This window comes from Paenibacillus sp. P22 (genome assembly GCF_000469945.2).
GTDB classification, from domain to species: domain Bacteria; phylum Bacillota; class Bacilli; order Paenibacillales; family Paenibacillaceae; genus Paenibacillus_O; species Paenibacillus_O humicus.
Window position 1 is genome coordinate 24,399 of sequence record NZ_CBRA020000027.1, and the last position, 16,313, is coordinate 40,711.

General features: G+C 61.5%; 13 protein-coding genes and 1 pseudogene. 6 read left to right on the forward strand and 8 right to left on the reverse strand.

The window, feature by feature from the left end:
• Nucleotides 1-107: 107 nt before the first annotated feature.
• A complete protein-coding gene (locus BN871_RS06155) occupies nt 108-593 on the reverse strand; it encodes a DinB family protein (protein ID WP_021881299.1) in 486 nt (161 codons plus the stop codon).
• Nucleotides 594-789: 196 nt separating this feature from the next.
• Between BN871_RS06155 and BN871_RS06160 the strand changes: the two genes are divergently transcribed.
• From BN871_RS06160 to BN871_RS06170, 3 genes are all read left to right on the forward strand, one after another.
• Nucleotides 790-1,257, forward strand: coding sequence for a RidA family protein (locus BN871_RS06160; RefSeq protein WP_048745027.1), 468 nt, complete (start codon nt 790-792; stop codon nt 1,255-1,257).
• A gap of 175 nt (nt 1,258-1,432) precedes the next feature.
• Nucleotides 1,433-4,108 carry a glycoside hydrolase family 2 protein gene (locus BN871_RS06165; protein WP_048745028.1) on the forward strand — a complete coding sequence of 892 codons (2,676 nt, stop codon included), beginning with the start codon at nt 1,433-1,435 and terminating at the stop codon, nt 4,106-4,108.
• A gap of 245 nt (nt 4,109-4,353) precedes the next feature.
• Nucleotides 4,354-5,205 (forward strand): alpha/beta hydrolase, encoded by an 852-nt coding sequence (locus BN871_RS06170; protein WP_021879937.1) that lies wholly within the window; start codon nt 4,354-4,356, stop codon nt 5,203-5,205.
• Nucleotides 5,206-5,376: 171 nt separating this feature from the next.
• Here BN871_RS06170 and BN871_RS06175 read toward each other — a convergent pair whose 3' ends face one another.
• Nucleotides 5,377-5,943, reverse strand: a complete 567-nt coding sequence (locus BN871_RS06175; RefSeq protein WP_332310201.1) for an SDR family oxidoreductase — start codon at nt 5,941-5,943, stop codon at nt 5,377-5,379.
• Between the two features lie 444 nt (nt 5,944-6,387).
• Between BN871_RS06175 and BN871_RS26120 the strand changes: the two genes are divergently transcribed.
• Together BN871_RS26120 and BN871_RS28885 are read left to right on the forward strand one after the other, a co-directional pair.
• Nucleotides 6,388-7,635: a glycosyltransferase family 2 protein gene (locus tag BN871_RS26120; RefSeq protein WP_053086944.1), complete on the forward strand. Its 1,248-nt coding sequence runs from the start codon at nt 6,388-6,390 to the stop codon at nt 7,633-7,635.
• Nucleotides 7,632-9,341, forward strand: coding sequence for a glycosyltransferase family A protein (locus tag BN871_RS28885; RefSeq protein WP_232312851.1), 1,710 nt, complete (start codon nt 7,632-7,634; stop codon nt 9,339-9,341). Before BN871_RS26120 ends, BN871_RS28885 begins: the two co-directional genes overlap by 4 nt.
• Nucleotides 9,342-9,531: 190 nt before the next feature.
• Here the strand turns inward: BN871_RS28885 and BN871_RS06195 are convergent, their stop codons facing one another.
• From BN871_RS06195 to BN871_RS06215, 5 genes and pseudogenes are all read right to left on the reverse strand, one after another.
• Nucleotides 9,532-10,200, reverse strand: coding sequence for a class I SAM-dependent methyltransferase (locus BN871_RS06195; protein WP_083436279.1), 669 nt, complete (start codon nt 10,198-10,200; stop codon nt 9,532-9,534).
• A 135-nt stretch (nt 10,201-10,335) separates the two neighbouring features.
• Nucleotides 10,336-11,085: pseudogene (locus tag BN871_RS06200) on the reverse strand (class I SAM-dependent methyltransferase).
• A gap of 186 nt (nt 11,086-11,271) precedes the next feature.
• Nucleotides 11,272-11,865 carry a hypothetical protein gene (locus BN871_RS06205; RefSeq protein ID WP_048745030.1) on the reverse strand — a complete coding sequence of 198 codons (594 nt, stop codon included), beginning with the start codon at nt 11,863-11,865 and terminating at the stop codon, nt 11,272-11,274.
• 78 nt (nt 11,866-11,943) lie between these two features.
• Nucleotides 11,944-13,374, reverse strand: a complete 1,431-nt coding sequence (locus BN871_RS06210) for a sensor histidine kinase (protein ID WP_048745031.1) — start codon at nt 13,372-13,374, stop codon at nt 11,944-11,946.
• Nucleotides 13,371-14,066 carry a response regulator transcription factor gene (locus BN871_RS06215; RefSeq protein WP_198156197.1) on the reverse strand — a complete coding sequence of 232 codons (696 nt, stop codon included), beginning with the start codon at nt 14,064-14,066 and terminating at the stop codon, nt 13,371-13,373. The genes BN871_RS06210 and BN871_RS06215 overlap by 4 nt, the downstream gene beginning before the upstream one ends.
• Nucleotides 14,067-14,250: 184 nt before the next feature.
• Between BN871_RS06215 and gpmA the strand changes: the two genes are divergently transcribed.
• Entirely contained in the window at nt 14,251-15,000 is a 750-nt protein-coding gene (gene gpmA, locus BN871_RS06220; protein WP_048745032.1) for a 2,3-diphosphoglycerate-dependent phosphoglycerate mutase, read from the forward strand.
• A gap of 132 nt (nt 15,001-15,132) precedes the next feature.
• Here the strand turns inward: gpmA and BN871_RS06225 are convergent, their stop codons facing one another.
• Nucleotides 15,133-15,972 carry a phosphotransferase family protein gene (locus BN871_RS06225; protein ID WP_083436280.1) on the reverse strand — a complete coding sequence of 280 codons (840 nt, stop codon included), beginning with the start codon at nt 15,970-15,972 and terminating at the stop codon, nt 15,133-15,135.
• Nucleotides 15,973-16,313 lie beyond the last annotated feature (341 nt).

The following is a 16,313-nucleotide window of genomic DNA, read 5'->3' on the forward strand; positions in this document are numbered from 1 at the left end:
GGAAATAGGGCCCTTTTCAGGGCCCTATTTCTATGTGCATCTGTTTTTTTCAGGGAGTTCAGCCGGTTGCGGGAAGAGGGGATGCGGGCAGCCGAAGAGCTGGAGCGTCATGGGGCTGCTGGTGCGATCAGTCCCTTTTCGATGAAGTTGGCGGATACCGGCTTGCGCCCGAGCTCCCGCGACCAGACCGACAGCTGGCCGATATGGTGGATCTCGTGGGCAAGGACATGCCTCATGACCTCGCCCCAGGCGAGCAGCCTCTCTCTTCCGTCCGGAAGCGTATCCAGAAGCGGCCGCTGTTCCATGGAATCATCCCAGCCGCGGATGAAGCCTTCGATGTCCGCGCGGAAGCGGCGGTCGAGCTCGCGCACCTTGGCCAGCGTCGCGTACTCCTCGAAGTTTTCCTGGAAGTCCGGCTTGCCCTGCAGCAGCTGCAGCCAGCTCCACTCGACATCCACGATATGGAACAGCGTCTTCAGAATGCCGCCGACGCCGCCTGTCCGTTCTTGAAGAAGCTCCTCTTGGGACAGCTCCCCGCACCATTCATACCACTGCTCTCTGACCATCCAGTTGTAGCTGAACCAGAATTGCATGGATTCCCTCCTTGAATAGGTATTCCTTCCTCTTCCATTTTATCATGGGAGGGCCGATTGCCGGCGGTACAAAACGGGCGTAAAATACACCCTGAGTCGGCATGCATGGGCATTCGGGCATCCTGGCGTCGAGCTTATATTCGGTTCTCTTCAGCCAAGATTCCTGCCATGGACAATGGATATAGGGGGAAATGAAATGACGGAAAAAGGAAAGGTAGAAGCCCGTTTGGCCGAGCTCGGCATCGTGCTTCCGTCCGCAAGCGGACCCGCGGCGACGTACGCCAACTGCGTCCTGGCCGGAGGGCTGCTGTTCGTCTCCGGCAAGGGGCCGGCGGGGCAGCCGAAGGGCAAGCTGGGCATTGACTTCACGACCGGAGAAGGGAAGGAATTCGCCCGTCAGGCCGCGATCGAGGTGCTGGCGGTCGTCCAGGAAGCGCTCGGAAGCCTGGACCGGGTCCAGCGCGTCGTGAAGATCCAGGGCTTCGTCAACGCATCGCCGGAGTTCGAAGAGCATCATGTGGTGCTCAACGGCTGCACAGAGCTCATGCTGGACGTATTCGGAGATGAGAAGGGCATGCATGCCCGCTCCGTGCTGGGAGCGGCATCGCTCCGGAACAATCTGCCCGTCATCCTGGATTCGATCTTCCAGGTGCAAGAGGGCTGAAAACGGCGCTAGCCATAGGAGGCTATTCATTTCCCTATTCAAACCCAAGCTGTCTGGATCGTTTTCGCGTCCAGGCGGCTTTTTGCGTTGCGAACAATTGTTGAGAGAAAAGTTTAAGTATGTTAACATTTTGTTGAAAACTGTCTACGAAAAAATTGCAAAGGCGGGGCTCTTAATGGAATTGAAACTGAACGGCATGAAATGGGAGCTGAAGGGCTTTTGGCCCTGGGTTCCGCTCAAGGGGACGAGCATGGAAATCGGCAATGAGCTGCTCGGCGTCACGGAGTGGCTTCCGGCGACCGTGCCGGGAGGCGTGCATCAGGATCTGTACCGGGCAGGACTGATCGAGGACCCCTACCGCGATTTGAACAGCACCCATTGCGAGTGGATCGAGAACCGCTGGTGGGTATATCGGGCTTCCTTTGATCGTCCGGCGCTGGAGAGCGAGCAGATCGAGCTGGTATTCAAAGGGCTGGATTATGAAGCCATGATCAGCATGAACGGCGTCTATCTCGGCGAGCACAAGGGCATGTACGAGCCGGCTGTCTTCAACGTGACCGATGCCATCAAGCTGAGGGAAACGGCCGAGCTGCAGGTCGTCTTGAAGCATGCTCCGGACGAAATGGGGCAAATCGGCAAAACCTCCGAAACCTTTACGCAAAAAAGCCGCTTCAACTACAAATGGGACTTCTCCACCCGCCTGGTGAATACGGGCATCTGGGACGATGTCGTGCTTCGCGTGCATCAAGCGGCGACGATCGGCGATGTCGCCCTCCATACCGATCTGAGCCGCGGAGAAGGCATCATCCGGCTGTCGGCGGAAGCCGTCCGCCGCGGAGAGCCTGCTGGAACGCTGCGCTGGCAAGTCGAGGTGCAGTCTCCCGAAGAAGGAGGGGCATCGCCTGGACTCGTCGTCGATGAAGCGGTGCAGGGCTCCGAGGGGGCGGCTGTCATCCGCATTCCCAAGCCGGCCGTCTGGTATCCGAACGGATATGGCAGCCAGCCTCTGTACCGGTTATCGATTCGGCTGCTGGACGATACGGGCGTGCTGGACGAGCGCGTGATGAATGCCGGCATCCGCAGTCTCGATTATGTTCCGAACGAGGAGGCTCCGGATGACGCGCTTCCATACACCTTTGTCGTCAATGGCGAGAAAATCTACATCCAGGGAGCCAACCTGACGCCGCTCGACCATCTTTACGGCAATGTCGGGCCGGAGAGGTATGAGTGGATTGTACGGCTGGCCAAGGATTGCGGAATGAACATGCTGCGCATTTGGGGCGGCGGCATCATCGAGAAGCCGTATTTGTACGAGCTCTGCGACCGCCACGGCATCCTGATTTGGCAGGAATTCATCCAATCCAGCTCGGGCATCGACAATGAGCCGTCGAAGAAGCCGGCGTTCGTCGAGCTGCTCGGCCGGACGGCCGAGAAGGCGCTGAAATCCCGGCGCAACCATGTGTCGCTGACCGTATGGAGCGGCGGCAACGAGCTCATGAGCGAGCCGAATCGGCCGTCGACCTGCGAGGACTCCAACCTGGCCTATTTGCAGGAGCTGGTCGAGGCGCATGACCCGCAGCGGCTGTTCCTGCCGACCTCCGCGTCGGGGCCGGTCCAGTACATTACGGCGGAGAAGGGCGTGAGCCACGATGTCCACGGCCATTGGAAGTACCAGGGCAATCCCGGACATTACGAGCTGTATGGAGACGTGGACCATCTGTTCCACAGCGAATTCGGGGTGGACGGCATCAGCTCGGCGAAGAGCCTCCGCAAGTTTTTGAGTCCCGCCCACCTGAAGCCGGTCTCGATGCAGGACAACCTCGTCTGGAGGCATCACGGCGAATGGTGGGATACCTTTGACCGCGATACGGAGCTGTTCGGCGCGTTCGCGGACCTGCCGGCCTTCGTGCAGGCGAGCCAGTGGATCCAGTCCGAAGGGCTGCGCTTCATCCTGGAGGCGAACCGGCGCAGAGCTTTCCGCAACAGCGGCAGCATCATCTGGCAGCTCAACGAGCCTTGGCCGAACTCCAGCTGCACCAGTCTTGTCGATTATTACATGGAGCCGAAACTGGCCTATTACGGGGTGCGCAAGGCATTCGAGGGCTCCCATGCTTCGCTGGATTACCGCAGCCTGACCTGGCGCGCGGGCGAGACGTTCTCGGCCGGAGTGTTCGCCCATTTCGCCGGCGGGGGCGGCATGGAGATCGAGGCGCAGGTGCTGGATACGGCCGGACAAGTACTGGAGGCGAAGTCTTTCGCTGCTTCTTCAGGGGCGGCTTCGCAGACGGATGGCAGCGGGCTGCGACGCAGAGGCTCAGCCGAGGCGGGGCGGCTGGAATTCGCGGTGCCGGATACCCGCGATGGATTGTTCCTCATCCGGCTTCTCTACGGACCGGAGCGCAAGGATAACGTCTATGTGTTCTCGACGCTGGAGGAGCATCCGTTCCGTCCGGCCCTGGAGCTGAGCGGGGCAAGCCTGGCGGTCGAGCCGCTGACGGGCTGGGAGCATGAGACCGGACCGCTGACGGTCAGGGAGCATGAGACCGGGCTGCTGACGGGCTTGGAGCATGAGCGTGCCGGAGAGGCTGCCTCGGCAATCCGTCCCGTGGTGCGCCGGTACCTCGTGCGCAACGAAGGCGCTTCGGCCGCGCTGCATATCATGCCCGAGGAACGCACAGACCGCTGGTGGACGCTGGCGGACGAGGCCGGCTTCATGCTGCTGCCCGGCGAGAGCCGGGAAGTGTCGGTCGCCTGCGCTCCGCGGGTGAACGATGTGTTCAGCGGATCGCTGGATGCTGGAGGTGACGGAGCGGATCCGCAAGTCGCCTTTACTTGCCTTGGTGAAAAATAGGCATGAAATCGGGATTTGGAGCAGCCTTTCGGGGCTGCTCTTTTCTTCTCCCGAAAGGAAGCGGAAACATCATGCAGGCTTCGGGGACAAGCGCGGTCTGGTTTTCGCGCTCAGCTCGTTTGCCTTGTCCCAGCAGCCATGCCGCATCAGCAGACTTTTGACGCTGCATGTTTTTTTCTTGTTTACTCATTCGGGGTAATAATAGATAAAGGATTTAATTCAAAGGCTTAGGAAGGAGGTTTCCCATGGCCTGCAAGCAGGAGTGGGCATGGAGCAGCGCGGACGGAACGCCGATCCATGGCTTAAGGTGGATTCCCGAGGGGAAGGACCCGGAGGCGGCGATCGGGATCGTGCACGGATTGGGAGAGCACGCAGGCGCATATGCTCATGTGGCGGATTGGTTCACGGACAAAGGATTTGCCGTTTATGCCTTCGATCAGCGCGGACACGGGCTGACTGCCGGCAGGAGAGGGGACTGTCCGGACTACGAGGCGCTGCTGGAGCCGGTCAGACTGATGCTCGGCGATATCGGCTCGCAGCATCGGGGCTTGCCTGTGTTCCTGTTCGGACACAGCATGGGCGGCAACGTCGCCTTGAATTACGCTTTGCGCTTCAAGCCGGATGTCGCGGGCGTCATCGCGTCGGGGCCTTGGCTCAGGCTGGCTGCAGCCCCTCCGCCCGTGCGGCAGCTGCTGGGCCGCCTGCGCAAGCGGCTGCAGCCCGGATACCTTTCCCTTCAAGCGAATGCCCGCGGGACATCCGATCCGGAGATGCAGCTCCTGTACGCGGCGGACCCGCTCCGGCATGGACGGATTACGCTGCGCACGCTGAGCGGGGTCAGGAGCGCCGGGCGCTGGGCGCTGAAGCATGCCCACGAGCTGGAGATTCCGCTGCTGCTCATGCATGGCAGCGCGGATCGGGTCACCTCCTGCCGGGCAAGCCGCATATTTGCAAGCCGTGCGGGGAGCAGCTGCACGTATCGTGAATGGCCGGGCTTTCGGCATGAGCTGCATGCCGAGAGAGAACGCCGGAAGGTGCTGGCTTTCGCGGCGGATTGGATGGACGCCGTCAGGTCGGGAGGAATCTCATCGGATTAGGCGAAGCGACGGCTTTGATCGTCCTAAGCAGCCTAGATTCGGCCTTGCCCTCCAGATGAGCCTTTGCGCCGGGAAATTCCGGCCTAGAGAGCCTGATGCCATGCAGCGAGGGCGAACGGCCGCGAAGTTGAAGAGCGGCAGCCGTTATTATCGGCTGCCGCTCTTTGCATTTTATTTCCCCAGAAACCCGCCCTCGGACCGGATGACCTGGCCGGTAATCCAGCCTGAAGCCTCGCCGGCGAGGAAGGCGATGCCGCGAGCGGCGTCCTCGGGAGTGCCGATGCGGCCCATAGGGAACAGGGGGAGAAGCCGTTCGCGCAGCTCCTCGCCGATCCAGCCGGTGTCGGTCGGCCCGGGATCGAAGCCGTTGACGGTGATGCCGAGCGGAGCAAGCGCGACCGAGAGCGGCTCGATGATGCCGATTACAGCTCCTTTGGCGGCGATATAGGCGAGATTGGCGGGATCAGGCCCTTTGGACACGAGAAAGACGATTCTCCCCTGCGTCTGCGGAGGATGGCCGCTTTCGAGCCGCTTGGCGAATTCCGTGCTGAGCAGGACGGTGCCGCGAACGTTCACGGCATGATGCCGGTCGAGAATGTCGGCGTTCAGCTCGCGGAAGTCCGCGTGCCGCTCGTAGGCCGCATTGTTGACGAGCACCGACGGAGACTGTCCGAAGGCTTCTGCCGCGGCGTCCAGAATGGCTGCCGGCGAAGCCGGATCCGCCAGATCGGCTTCCATGTGCGCAGCCCTCGCCCCCGCTCGCCGCCAGCTCGCGGGCGAGCCGGTCCGGCCATCCCGGAGCGGCTCCGTTGCCTTCCTTTTCGTCAAAGGCGCCCCAATGCGTGAAAAACACATCCATGCCTGCTCCGGCCAAAGCCCGGCAAACCGCCGTCCCGATTCCCTCCGGCCTGCTGACGCCCGTGACGAGCGCGATGCTTCCGGTCTCTTTCATAAGATCCGCCCCTTCCTTGAACCCTTCATGCCTTTAATCTACCAACCGTCCCGACGGTTGGCCAGGTAAACCTTCTCTATACCCGAAATGCCCCTCTGCCGGATCTCTTCCACCATCGCGGATGGAGAGGGAGGCTGGCATAACAAAGGCTTGAGCCGAATACCTATGAGGAAGGAGCAGGCCGGACAAGCGGACGAACCGGACGGGACGTGCGCGAAAGGGGGCGGAAGATGAAAACGAGCATTATCATCCTGACGCATAATCAGCTGGAGTACACGGTGAGATGCCTGGCGAGCATCATCTCGCACACGAAAGATTACGAGCTTGTCCTCGTCGACAACGGCTCCACCGACGGCACGCCCGAGATGATTCGGCGATTGGGCTGCAAGGCCGTCTTCAATGCCGTCAACGCCGGTTTCGCCAAAGGCTGCAACCAAGGCTTGGAGCTGGCTGACGGCGAATTCGTGCTGTTTCTCAACAACGACACGGTCGTGACGGAGGGCTGGCTGGAAGCGATGCTGAGGGCGCTGGAGTCCGACCGTACGGCCGGGATGACGGGCCCGGTGTCCAACTATGTGAGCGGGCAGCAGCAGGTGGAAGCGGATTACGGTCCCGGCCTGGAAGGACTCGGCGCCTACGCCGCCGCGCGCTCGGCCGCCTGGCAGGGCAAGATCATCGAGGTGCCCCGGCTGGTAGGCTTCTGCCTGCTGCTGCCTCGCGATCTGGCGCTGGAAATGGGCGGCTTCGATGAGCGCTTCGGTCTGGGCAATTATGAGGACGACGACCTGTGCATGAGAATCCGCAGCCGCGGCTACCGGCTGGTCGTCGCCTGCGATTCGTTCATCCACCACTACGGCCATGTGACGATCAATGCGCTCGAGGATTTCGACCTGACGGCATTGCTCAGCGTGAACCGGGAAATCGCCCGGCGCAAATGGGGCGAAGATCTGATCGACCTGATCTACAAGGTCCAGCCTACGCTGACCTTATGCGTCGGCGCCGATCCGGATGCCGGGCAGGAGCAGATGGAGCGGACGCTGGACAGCATGGCCGGGCTGGCCGACGAGATCATGCTCGTCCACTACGGAGGCCGGGATAGCCGCGAGTCTGTGCATCGGACCGGCTTGATCCGCAATCTCAAGACGGTCTATGCCGAAGCGGAAGGGGAGCAGGGAGCGGAGGCGAATGGAGTGGCGGCCGGACTGCGCGAAGCCGGGCGCGACTTCATTCTGTGGCTGCGGGCGGGCGAGGAGCTGCAACGGGATGATGCGCTTGCGTTCCGCAGCTTCCGGCGCGGCCTGAGCGCGGACGTTCCGCTTATTTCCTTCTCCTCGCTGGGCTCTTCCCAGCCCGTACGAATGGCTCTATGCACGGACGGCTTGCACTGGGACTCTGCGGCCGGATTCTCGCTGCCCAGCGGCGAATGGCCGCATGAGCTGGACATCCGGGTGGGCGGCAGCGCCTGGGCGAGTCCATGAAGGAGCAGCGCCAAAGCGCTCCCGTCCGTAACGGAGCCGGGATTCGGCTGCTGAAGCCCGGCGTTACCTTCGAGACCAAATGTTATGAGGAGGATTGGCGGGAGCTGCTGCAGACGGACCGTCTGAGGCAGGCGATCGAGCGCCATGAGTTCCCTTTTGCCGAGAAGATTCTGTACATCAACAACGTCAGCCGTCCGGAGCTCGTCGAGCGGCATGCGCAGCGCCTGGTGGAGGAAGGCGTCCTGACCTCCTACGCGGTCGTGGAGACATTCAGCGGCGAAGCGCTTGATTTCTTCGGGCTGAGCCGGGAGAGCTTCGAGGGAGGCTACTATTATTCCATCGCGGAGCTCGTCGCCATCTACCGGTGCCGGACGGAATATCTGCTCCACTATTCGGGAGACTCGATGCTGGACGGTGCGCTGCCCTGGATCCCTCCTTCCCTGGAGCGGATGCGCGCCCAGCCCTCCCTTGTATGCGCGTGTCCGGTTCCGAACGGCAACGAGGAGGAGGCGCGGCAGGAGGCATTGACGGCCGAGAAGGATTTCTACGTCGGGTACGGCTTCTCCGATCAATGCTACTTGATCCGGACGGAGGATTTCCGGGCGCAAATCTACGAGGAGAGCCATCCGGCATCCGCGCGTTATCCCGCTTATGGAGGAGAGCTGTTCGAGAAGCGCGTGGACTCCTGGATGCGGAGCAACGGATATATGCGTCTCGTGTACCGCCATGGCAGCTATACCCACCGGAATATGAGGCGGGATCGGACTTCAGAGGCGGAGAGGGCGGCGGAGCCTGTGCTGGCCTGCTACCGATCGGGCCTAGCGGCGATGGAAGGGCTGGATTACGAGTCGGCCATCGTCTGGTTCCGTCTGTCCTTGACGGCGGCGGCACGCCTGTGGCAGCAAGGGAGAGAGACGGCGCCGGAGCTGAGATGGCTTCCGCATTTGCAGCTGTCTGTCTGCTACGACCGGCTCGGCCGGAGAGAGGAGGCGTATGCCAGCAACGAAGCCGCTGCGGTATATGCCCCTTCCGGCCATTCCAGCATCGAGCATAACCGGGCTTATTTCCGCTCTCTGGCGGCGGATTCCGCCATGGCTGCGCATCCGCCGCCGGCAGAAGAGGGGGATGCGGCTGATGAGACGCTGCTTTCCCTGCTGATTCCTTCGCTGCCGGAGAGGCGAGAGCGGCTGGATTCGCTGCTGGAGGCGCTGGAGCTCCAGATTGCGGGCAAGCCGGTCGAACTGATCGTCATGACGGACAACCGGCGGCGGAGCACGGGGGCCAAGCGCAATGCCCTGCTGCAGCAGGCTCAGGGGCGCTATGTCGCTTTTATCGACGACGACGACCGCGTGTCGGAGCATTATGCCGCTGCGCTGCTGGGCGCCATTGCGGGCCGGCCCGAAGCGGACTGCATCGTTTTCGACGTGATGGTCTATGAGGGCGGCAAGCCGCTGCGCTCCTGCCTCTACGGCGTGGAATACGAGCATGGGGTGGACGAAAGCCGCTACTACCGCAAGCCCAACCATCTGATGTGCTACAAGCGCGAGCTTGCCTTGCGGCATCCGTTCCGGGACATCGGCTACGGCGAGGATGACGAATGGGCGGCAAGAGCTTCCTTGGACATCGTCCATCAAGCCAGAATCGATGAAGTCCTCTATCATTACGATTGGGTCGCGAAGCCGCGGAGCTGGTATGGCGGCAAATAGGGCTGCGAGGGCGGGGCCGGTACGCCGGCCGAATGGCGAGGAGCGCATACGCGGGCAAGCAGAGCTGCGAGGAGAAACAGGGGGGCGAAGGGCAGCCGGGTTTTCGCGATGCTGCCGTCAACGGGGCGGATATAGGCTAAGGAGGGAAACAGGCTGCCTCGCGGCAGCCTTTTAGACGTGCGGAGCAAGCTTATTCCGTGTCCGCATAGTAACGGTTCAACGATTGCCATTCGGCAAACAGGGAATTGGCCGCAGCGGAAAGCCCTTTGGGAGCGAGAATGCCGAGACCCGCGGAATGCTGGAAGGCTTTCGCCGGATGCTGCCCGGACAGCTCCCTCCACAGCTTCCAGACGCCGAAGTCCGCAATCCTGACCTCCGTGTCATGCAGCAGCACGATGCCGTCCCCGGCCAGCTTCGGCAGCCAGCTTTCGTAGTCGCGGCGAACCGCTTCGTACGTATGGAGGCCGTCGATGTGGAGCAGATCGATGGAACCGTCTGCAAAGGCATCCAGAGCTTCGTCGAACGCTGCCCGGTGCAAGGCCGCTTGCGGGTACAGCGCCGCAGCCCTCGAGACGAGCTGGAAAACCTCGCTGCCGTAGGCTCCGGAATGGAAATCCCCCTCCCAGCTGTCGACCGCATGAAGCCTTGTATCGGGAGATCCGTCTTTGGCTCCCTGGCAGAAGCTGAAAAAGGAAGCTCCGTAATGGGTTCCGAGCTCCACGACGGTGGCGGGCCGTGCGTTGCGGATGAAATCGTAGCCGAAGCGGAGATGGCCTCTCCATGCGGATTCGGACCGGAACAGGGGCGACAGGGCGTCGGTCTCGAAGACCGGGTCGTGGCAGATCCAATCGAGGTTCAAGGGACAGCCTCCTTCAAGCGCGATGACAAGCACTATGGGAAGCTTATGTTCCTGGAGGGGATTTCAGAAGTCGCGCCGCTGTTCAGGTCGCCAACGGAAGAAAGCAAAAAGCCGCCGCCGGAGCGACGGCCGTGCTTATCGAGAACTCCATTGCCGTTTCTTCGCCGAGATGAGGAAGAACATCGGGCGCCGGACTTCTTCCGCCCAAGCCGGATTCGACTCCAGCATCGCCTCGGTCGGTGTCAGCTCCGACAGCTCCTTGATGTCGAAGCCCCCGCCAATCAAGGCATTCAGGTAAGCGGAGACGGTCCGATGGTACTTGATGACGTCGCTGCCGAGGAAGCGGGAATTCCGCAGCCCTAGCTCGTGATAGCGGTCCAGCGGCCAATGGAGCTTCTCGCCGTCCGGGCCGTAATGCCAGTCCTGCGCCGCCAGCGCCGTAAATACCGGATGCTCGACCGACAGGATGAAATCCCCGCCTGCCGCGAGGGAGCGGCTGATTTTGCGCACGGCGCCGGCAAAGTCCTCCACGTAATGAAGAGCGAGCGAGCTGATGACGACATCGAATTCCCCTTCGGAAAAATCAATGTCCTCGATCGCTGACCGGCGGTATTCGATGGCGGGGTCGTCGGTCATCTCTCTCGCCCGCTGCAGCATATTTTCCGATAAATCCAAGCCTAACACCGACAGGGCGCCATGCTGCCTTGCATAACGGCAATGTCAGCCGAAGCCGCAGCCGAGATCGAGCACCCGCTTGCCTTCCAGATCGGGCAGCATGCCGCGGAGCGTACTCCATTCCCCAGCGGCATCCAGGCCGCCCAAGGAGCGGGGCATCCGGCTGTAGCTGGAGAAGAATTCCTTGTCGTCGTATTTATTCTGCTTCATGCGGGCAACGCCTCCCTGGTTGGTCTCTGCTAAACAGCATAGGCCAAAAGAAAGGGCGATAGCCAGGGGAAAATCGGATATACCCGAGCGATGCCGTTCTTCCCGAGCTGGCGGGACGCTGCCTGCAAGTGAAAAATCCCGCCATAGGCAGATGCCCGGACGGGATCGCAGTAAAGGAAGATGAAGTCAGGCTGCAGGCGCAAGCGCCTTTTCGATCTGCTGATGCAGATCCAGCAGCTTCGTTTTTTGGACGACGACCTGCTGCCGCAGCGTAATGATGGACCGGATCGCTTGCGCGACAGCAGCTTGGTCCTTGCCGGCCTTGGCCGCCTTCAGCTTGGCCTGCTCAGCCTTGATCAGCCCGCGGGTGCCGCTGAGAGAGGCGCGTTCGCCGCGAATATCGGAGCGGACGGCGGCGAGCTGTTCCTTGAAGTGTTTTTTCTCGGCGGCAGTCCGCTTGTTGAGATCGGCATGGATTTGCTTGCGGACCTCTTTGAGCTGGCTGCCCAGCGCGGCGTTCTGCTTGGCGAGAGCGGTCAGCTCGGCTTTGAGCGGCTTGATCTCCGCTTTCCATTCCGCTGCCGTCGCGGAGAGCTTTTTCGCCGGCCCGGTTGCCGGTGCCGTTGTCTTGACAGTGATCGCCGTAGTCGCTGCCTTCGCTGTAGCCTTCGCCGTAGTCGCTGCGTTCGCCGTTGCCGCAGCGGCATGAACCGCTCCGCCGCTTGCCAGTACCGATCCGATGACGAGGGCGGCCATGGCGCCCGACCATTTCTTGTTCATTCCCATCCATCTCCTCTGCTTCTGAGTATGGGGCTCGGGAGGATGCCCGAGCCGCCTTGAACCCAGAATAACGGCCAGTTATGTCATGGATGTGTCATCGGCCGCCGAGGGGAAAACAACCTCGAAGCGGGTACCGTTGCCCTCCGAGGATGCCGCCTGAATCGTGCCGCCATGCGCTTCCGTGATATACCGGCTGATCGTAAGTCCAAGACCGGAGCCGGAGCTGCCGCTTCTGCTGCCGTCGGCTTTCATGAACCGGTCCCAGATGCGGGGAAGCATCTCCTCCGGAATCCCTCGACCGTCATCCCGGACGTCGAATCCGATCTGGCTGCCGTCCTGGAAGCCCGACACGGAGATGGCGGTCCCCGCATCGTTATGGCGGATCGCGTTGCCGATCAGGTTCAGGACGACCTGGCGAATCCGCTGCTGATCCCCTCGGAATCGAACCGGCGGCGAGTTCTCTCGGACCGTCCAGCCTTGCCAGGATAGCGTCATTCCCGCTTCCTCAGCGGCCGGGGTCAGCTGGAGCAAGCATTGCTGAAGCAGCTCCCCGAGATCGAAGGCGGTCATCCGGTAGCGGACGACATGCTCCTCGAACTCCGTCAGCTCGGTCAGGTCGTCGATCAGCTGCTGCAGCCGCCGGGTTTCCGAGAGGGCAAGCCGCGTGAACTCCGACTTCTCCTCCTCGCTCATGATGCCGTCGTCCATGCCTTGCAGAGCGGCCCGTACGGTCGTCAGCGGCGTCCGCAGCTCGTGGGCGAGATCTCCGATGAAGCGCCGCCTGCCGGCCTCCACCCGCCCGAGCTTGTCCGCCATGCCATGGATCGCGCCGGCCAGATCGGCGAGCTCGTCGCGGCCCCGATACTGGGCTCTCGTCTCGAACCGGCCTTCCGCGTAGCTCCGGGCGACCCGGCTCAGCTCCAGCACCGGGCGGGTGAAGGCGCGGGAGACGAGCCAGAGCACGAGGGATACGGGAATTGCGAAAACGAGGGATACAAGCCAGAGAGCCCTCTGCAGCGGACCGACATAACGGACGGCTTCCTTGACCGGGCGGTAAACGAAGCAGGAGGCGGCGACTTCGCCTCCGCTCTGCAGCGGGAAGCCGCGAATCAGCATCGTCGTCCCTTGCTGGCGGGCGTAGACCTTCTTCTCCTGGATCGTGCCGCCCTCCATGACCGTCCGGACCCACTCGCGGACATCGGGCCGGGTGCCGACCTCCTGGATGCCTGCCTTCGAGAAGTTGTACCGCTTGCCTTGGATGCTGATCTGAAGCGAGCCATGCTTCTCGAGCTGCTGCAGCCTCTCGCGGAAGGCGGCAGGCTTCAGGCGGCCTTCCTGCACCTGGTCGAACAGAAGCTGAATGTCCTGGCCGGCGTCGGCGAGCTGCTTCCAGCTCCGCTCATAGGCTTTCTGCTGGATGAGCCAGCTGGTCGCCGCCGTCAGGCTCGCGATGATGAGGATTCCGATGAGCAGATAGGACAGCATCCATTTCCATACCAGCGATCTCATGTTTCGTCCGTCCGGTCGAGCTTGTAGCCGACGCCCCAGACGGTCGAGATCGACCAGCCTTGGGCCGGCTGCAGCCTCCGCCTAAGCCTCTGCACATACAAGTCCACGACCCGGTCGTCGCCTTCGAAATCCCAGCCCCATATCCGCTCGATCAGCTCGCTGCGGCTGCACACGAGCCCGGGATGGCGGATCAGCTCCTGCAGCAGGTCGAATTCCCGCCGGGGAAGGTCGATCATGCGGCCCCCGAGCGTCACCGACCGGCGTTCCGCATCCAGGCGCAGATTGCCGGCGCGGCATGCGGCTCCGGATGCCGGCGGCTGTCCGCCGCGGGAGCGCCTGAGCACGGCGTCTACCCGGGCCATCAGCTCGCGGGGGTCGAACGGCTTGACGATGTAATCGTCCGCTCCGAGCTGCAGGCCCTCGATCCTCTCCTCCAGCTGGCCGCGGGCGGTCATCATGATGACCGGAATCCGGCTGCCTTCCGCCCGAAGCTTCCGGCATACCTCCCAGCCGTTCAGCTTCGGAAGCATGAGATCGAGCAGGATCAGGGCATATTCTCCGTTCTCCAGCATGTCCAGAGCTGCCATCCCATCTGCCGCCGCCTCCGGTTCATACCCGCTTTTCCTCATGTAGAGAGCGGTAATGCGGACGATGGAAGCATCGTCGTCCACGATAAGAATTCGATCCGTCACGCCGAGTCGGCTCCTCTCCGTAGCAGGGAGTAGTGGTATCTCTATAGAAGACGAATAGGCGGGCGCAAAGTTGTGGCCGGATCGGGATAAATGGCAGGAGGGCTTGCATGCGGGCCAGGTGGGTAAAAATAGACTAGAGAAGAACGCAGGAGTTCCACAACCGAAACGAGGAGTTGACTCAGCCATGATCAAAATCGTGCTAGTCCGCCATGGACAGAGCGAGTATAACGCACAAAACCGCTTTACGGGGTGGACGGACGTCGATCTGACCGACAGCGGCAAGGAGGAGGCCCGCCGCGCCGGGGAAATTCTTCGCCAGAACGACTATGTGTTCGATGTCGCTTATACGTCGGTGCTCAAGCGCGCCATCCGGACGCTCTGGATCATCCAGGATGAAATGAGCCTGCTCTGGATTCCGACGGACAAGACGTGGATGCTCAATGAACGGCATTACGGCGCCCTGCAGGGGCTCAACAAGGAGGAGACGGCGCAAAAGTACGGGGAAGAGCAGGTCCATCTGTGGCGCAGATCCGTCACCGTCCGGCCGCCGGCGCTGGATAAGGACGACGAGCGTTATGAGGGAAGGGATCCCCGCTACAAGGATATCAAGGACCGGGTGCCGGTGACGGAAAATCTGGACGATACGGAGCAGAGGGTGCTGGATTACTGGAGAGAGAAGGTCGAGCCTTCGCTCCATGAGAACCGGCGGGTGCTGATCGTCGCTCATGGCAACACGATTCGGGCGCTGGTCCGCTATCTGGACGACATTCCGGGGGACGGCATCGCCACTCTGAATATTCCGACCGGAACGCCGCTCGTCTACGAGCTCGGGGATGACCTGAAGCCGGTCCGTCATTATTACCTGGAGGAAAACAAAGAAAAGACCGATGTCAAGGAAGCGGCTCAAGGCGCTCCCGACGTCCGGTCGGAATAGCGCAGGATTCCGCCGCCTGCTGCAGCCTGCATAGCCGTCCGGATTTCGTCATTGAAACCGGGCGGCTGTTTCGCTTTCTTCTTCCGGCAGCCTTAAGCGGCTGCGCCAGGCCCGTGCCAAGCCGGCCGGCGGCTAGGAGTCCAAACGCAGAAGGAAGTCGCGTGTGCCGTTGTACGCATCGGTCCAGCCCATTTTCGCATAAAAGCGGAGGCCGTCCAGTCCTTTCATATAGTAGGCGCCCAGCAGTCTCTCCTTGAAATCGGGGATCGTCATTCCTGCTTGCTCCTGGTAGTCCTGATAAGCCCGTACGACCCCAAGCGCTGCCATATGCCGGTCGAGAATCGCGAGATCGACCAGATCATCGCCATAGGCGCAGTTGCCGTCAATGATGCCGGTAATGCGGGTGCCGCTCGACAGAATATTCCATTGGTGAAAATCGCCATGAATGAAATGGCGGTGGGGCTCATTGTAAGGCGCGTAGGCCATCAGCCGGCTGTAGCACTCGTCGAAAACGTCCTTTTCCAAGCAGGTGCTGCGGAACAAGCCGTGCCAGTTCTCCCAGAAGGTGCCCGTCTGATCCTCCGCGAACGAAGCAGTCAAGTAGTCCTTCCAGGTCCGGTGCTTTCCATTGCCGTCCGGCCCGATCCACCCGTAGCCGCTCGTAAACCCTATGTCCACTTGATTAAGCCGATTCAAAAGATCGATAAGCTCCGGAAGCTGCCCGGCTTGCTGCTCGGGGGTGCAGGCCGCGAGGCTGTAGCCATCGATCCGTTCCATGATGACGTAGGCCAAGTTTCCATGCTTCCCTTGCCCCAAACATCGGGGATAGGGGATTCCCTGGCCGGACAGCAGCTCCGACAGGAACCGTTCGGTCGCGTAGGCTCCCTCCAGGTCGCTGAACTTGATGACATGCCCTTTTCCTTCGTGGTTGAAGGAGAAGACGCTGCTCAAGTTGCCGCCATCCATGGGCATAATCTCCGTGGCGATGGAGCCAGGTGGGCCTTAACCACGTCCTCGACTTCGCTTTCAGCCACGCTTGGCTTGTTATAAGCCGTCATGGTTCGCACTCTCCCCTCGTTTTGGCTCAAGACAGATCCGCCTTTCAGCTTTACTATAGACGGTTCGATCTGCGCGTTCGAGGGATAGGATAGGTATAGGCAAATAATCACATGATTTGAACGGGCGGACCGGCGGTCGCCGTGAATGGAACCGCAAGCATAGAGTGAAGCTTCGAGCCCGGTCTTGATTTTATTTGCCGGACGGTTATAATTCAGTTTAAACGATTAAACCAATGAACGGATTGAGGGAGAACG

Bases quoted from the DNA above. Each gene is read 5' to 3' on its own strand.
- BN871_RS06155 (WP_021881299.1), bottom strand. From the start codon at position 593: ATGCAATTCTGGTTCAGCTACAACTGGATGGTCAGAGAGCAGTGGTAT.
- BN871_RS06160 (WP_048745027.1), top strand. From the start codon at position 790: ATGACGGAAAAAGGAAAGGTAGAAGCCCGTTTGGCCGAGCTCGGCATC.
- BN871_RS06165 (WP_048745028.1), top strand. From the start codon at position 1,433: ATGGAATTGAAACTGAACGGCATGAAATGGGAGCTGAAGGGCTTTTGG.
- BN871_RS06170 (WP_021879937.1), top strand. From the start codon at position 4,354: ATGGCCTGCAAGCAGGAGTGGGCATGGAGCAGCGCGGACGGAACGCCG.
- BN871_RS06175 (WP_332310201.1), bottom strand. From the start codon at position 5,943: ATGGAAGCCGATCTGGCGGATCCGGCTTCGCCGGCAGCCATTCTGGAC.
- BN871_RS26120 (WP_053086944.1), top strand. From the start codon at position 6,388: ATGAAAACGAGCATTATCATCCTGACGCATAATCAGCTGGAGTACACG.
- BN871_RS28885 (WP_232312851.1), top strand. From the start codon at position 7,632: ATGAAGGAGCAGCGCCAAAGCGCTCCCGTCCGTAACGGAGCCGGGATT.
- BN871_RS06205 (WP_048745030.1), bottom strand. From the start codon at position 11,865: ATGAACAAGAAATGGTCGGGCGCCATGGCCGCCCTCGTCATCGGATCG.
- BN871_RS06210 (WP_048745031.1), bottom strand. From the start codon at position 13,374: ATGAGATCGCTGGTATGGAAATGGATGCTGTCCTATCTGCTCATCGGA.
- gpmA (WP_048745032.1), top strand. From the start codon at position 14,251: ATGATCAAAATCGTGCTAGTCCGCCATGGACAGAGCGAGTATAACGCA.
- BN871_RS06225 (WP_083436280.1), bottom strand. From the start codon at position 15,972: ATGCCCATGGATGGCGGCAACTTGAGCAGCGTCTTCTCCTTCAACCAC.